Here is a 2,954-nt window from a genome sequence, read left to right as displayed (position 1 = left end):
AGAAACGCGGTCATCAGATTCTCCAGCTCAATTTTTTTGGGGTGCAGAAGTAAAATAAAAAATGCTAATCGCGCAAACTCAAAGTAATATTTGGCTGAGCGTTTTTTAAAATATTCTAACTGCTTTATTGTTTATACAATCAGCAAATACTAAACATCATATCCAACAACTCGCATTTCTTTCCTCAACTCTTCTTTCCAACGTTGTGTATCTTCAATACTTATATACACCACACCACTAATATCATTCGGTGTCTCAATATCACCTTTAACAAGAGCAGCCACTCTTTGGCGAGTTAGCTTTCCTATCAGAAAACCATGTTCAAAGACAACGTTTTGTCTCGCTCGATATTTAGATACCAAGGAGCCTTTTTTCATTCCAACATCACATTCTGTATATAAAACAACACCAAAACCAACATTAGAATAATGTTCAATCTTCTCAATAATAGTTTTTCCAGAGCTTGGTTGCTGGCTCAGGACTATAGGTTCGATATTTAAAGATTTAAGGAAAGCCTCTACATCAAGCCTTGTTACTTCATCATGCCCATGAACAATAAAGACTTGACGATGATTGAAACCTGAAATACTTGAACTTGGTGCAGGTTGATTTTCTGGTATTTTTACAGATGTTGAAAAATGCGAATTATCAATATTTTCTTGTGAAATTAATTTTTTACTCAATAAAATTGATAGTATTGGTTCATCTTTAACCGCCCAATGAGTTCTCGATAATTCCCAATCGCCCAACTCAACATCATTTCTAAGGGCATTAATAGTCCCTTCGGGTAGTTCAGGGAAACTGTCGTCAATTTCAAACTCAATCACACAAGTTTTAGTTCTTACCCTAACATGTGTAATAAATCCTATTTTCGAGGGAACTGGCTCATTTTCGACAACAAAAATGCATGGGAAACTTTTCAATTCCTCTATGTTTTCGCGGTTTAAATCCCTGTATCGCTCAACAATTTCTGGAGCTGTATATTCTACAATTACTCTATCGCGATTAATTGTATAGTTTCCCTGCTTCCAACCATCTTCATCACTTGTTATTAATAAGTTAAACATATGTCTCGCTTGGGTAGAGTTACTTTCTTACTCAGAAAGTTATCATTCTCAATATCGTACTGTACATAGTATCTCCGGTTTAAAGTTCTATCACGTGTAAAAAATTCGTTATGAATTTTAATTTAATCTTGAGAGCTCGCGCGCAATGCTATCCCCGCCACGCCTGCCCGCTTCATGGGTAGGTTTTAATGCAGGTGCATGAACACCCCGGAACCGCGCCAGTTCGGGGGTGATGAGGTGTAAAAAATACGGGGTTTTGCATGCAACCCCATGCAAAGAAATGCAGACAAATAATCAGAAAACAGTATGTTTTTTGCGGGAATGATGACGTTAAATAGCGGTATTAATTCGGGGTGTTCACTACGGTGAAACGCCGTGTTTTAAGCCAGTTAAACTACGCAAAACACGGCAATTTTTATTTTATTCAAGGCGCATTGTGTGGCTTGCCGTTTTATCCGGTACAGGCCGTGTGACGGGCTGTTCTGGTGCTTGCTCAATGCAGTCAGATGGAACAGGTCTGCAAATAAACCGGGTAAACACATGGAACGTTTTAAACACAAATCCGCATGCACCTTCCTGACAGACGTAATAACGAACGACGGTCTCGCTGGATTCTATTTTCGACGTTCTTATATAAGATTTCCCCTGACATCGGGGGCATTTAAACCCCATTTTCACTTTAGCCATTATTGCTCCCTTGCTCAGCTCCCCTATCAGCCTGCACCAGGCGAGATTTGTAGTCAGCTTTCAGCGGTGAATTTTCCAGGGCCATATAAAAGCACTCATGAGTCATGAAGGTCGCGGAACAGTAAACATTCTGGCACTGCACTATTGTCTCCTTGCTGCCATCCTCCAGAAACCTGGACTGACGTGTGTGCCCGACGGTGCTGCACAGGGGACAACGCATCATCACTGACCCCTTTTTTCTTTAAGCTGGCTCTCCTTACGCTTAATTTCGCTAAAAGCAATGTGGCGTTTCGCTGGTGAGGCCAGTGCCTCATCCATGTATTTGCTCAGCGCTGGCGAAAGTCCGATAACTGACAGCTCCGGCTCACTGGCCATATCAAAGGCATACTTCGTCACACGTGGCTCCAGGTACGCCCGGATCTCCGCATAAACACTTTTATCAATATCGACTTCGTACTCGCTGAAACGGCCATTGTGCGTCGTACGGGCTTGTTCTGCCGACAGCGCCATGCGCTTTAATTTTACGGCACGCACGATGCCATCAAGGGCACTGAGTGACTGGTTCAGCTCCTTGTCAGCCAGTGCGACAAGTGCATTGGTATGGGCACCGCGCAACGAAGCACCGTAACTACTGCACATAATTTTATGTTTCTCTTCATCCAGCTCCAGTTCCTGAATCAGAGAATCCAGTTCGGTGATCATTTCACGGTTCGCGATACGCTCAATGTGCTGCTGTTTTAGCTCGCCGGTCATCACACCACGCGCCTTGCGGAACAGCTCGCGCCAGCCGGTATCATCCTGCTGGCTTTGCGCCTCGGCAGTCTGTTTTTGCTCCCGGCAACTGGCTATGGAGGCGACGATGTTTTCCATATCAGTCACGACTTTGGTGTGTTCTTTTTTTGCCGCGCCGTAATGCTCAATAGCCTGTTGTACGCGCTGCTGCCGGGTTGTTTTATTCTGCATGATGCTCTGCTCTCGTTGTCAGGAAGTGATTTCGATTATGCGAGCGCTCAGACAACAAGAGGAGCGATTGAGGATGTATCAGCCGCGACACAAAAAGACCCGAAAGCGGCTTGCCAGAGGAAAGGTCGCAGGAACATACCCCCCCTCTTTTATTATTTTTTTACTATTAACTATTCACTCTGTTCACCTTTAAAAAAAAGATAAGTAATACAGTATATTAGAGGGTGAACAATCGAG

General features: G+C 43.4%; 4 protein-coding genes. All 4 read right to left on the bottom strand.

Going from position 1 to position 2,954, the window contains the following annotated elements:
- Positions 1–149: 149 nt before the first annotated feature.
- The 4 genes from MES37_RS23925 to MES37_RS23915 all read right to left on the bottom strand — a co-directional run bounded on the left by MES37_RS23925 (position 150) and on the right by MES37_RS23915 (position 2,717).
- On the bottom strand, positions 150–1,067 hold the full coding sequence (locus MES37_RS23925; protein ID WP_237932785.1) for a TIR domain-containing protein: 918 nt from the start codon (positions 1,065–1,067) through the stop codon (positions 150–152).
- Between the two features lie 420 nt (positions 1,068–1,487).
- A complete protein-coding gene (locus MES37_RS25030; RefSeq protein ID WP_443107960.1) occupies positions 1,488–1,739 on the bottom strand; it encodes an ogr/Delta-like zinc finger family protein in 252 nt (83 codons plus the stop codon).
- Between the two features lie 7 nt (positions 1,740–1,746).
- Positions 1,747–1,974 (bottom strand): ogr/Delta-like zinc finger family protein, encoded by a 228-nt coding sequence (locus MES37_RS25025; RefSeq protein WP_443107958.1) that lies wholly within the window; start codon positions 1,972–1,974, stop codon positions 1,747–1,749.
- 2 nt (positions 1,975–1,976) lie between these two features.
- Positions 1,977–2,717, bottom strand: a complete 741-nt coding sequence (locus MES37_RS23915) for a hypothetical protein (protein ID WP_237932784.1) — start codon at positions 2,715–2,717, stop codon at positions 1,977–1,979.
- Between the last annotated feature and the right edge of the window lie 237 nt (positions 2,718–2,954).

Origin of the sequence: Buttiauxella sp. S19-1, assembly GCF_022134725.1 — a bacterium.
Classification (GTDB): Bacteria; Pseudomonadota; Gammaproteobacteria; order Enterobacterales; family Enterobacteriaceae; genus Buttiauxella; species Buttiauxella ferragutiae.
Note: the sequence above shows the minus strand (reverse complement) of the source record. Positions and strands in the feature narration are given on the sequence as shown.

Excerpts from the sequence above, each read along its gene's own strand:
- MES37_RS23925 (WP_237932785.1), bottom strand. The coding sequence starts at position 1,067 with ATGTTTAACTTATTAATAACAAGTGATGAAGATGGTTGGAAGCAGGGA.
- MES37_RS25030 (WP_443107960.1), bottom strand. The coding sequence starts at position 1,739 with ATGGGGTTTAAATGCCCCCGATGTCAGGGGAAATCTTATATAAGAACG.
- MES37_RS25025 (WP_443107958.1), bottom strand. The coding sequence starts at position 1,974 with ATGCGTTGTCCCCTGTGCAGCACCGTCGGGCACACACGTCAGTCCAGG.
- MES37_RS23915 (WP_237932784.1), bottom strand. The coding sequence starts at position 2,717 with ATGCAGAATAAAACAACCCGGCAGCAGCGCGTACAACAGGCTATTGAG.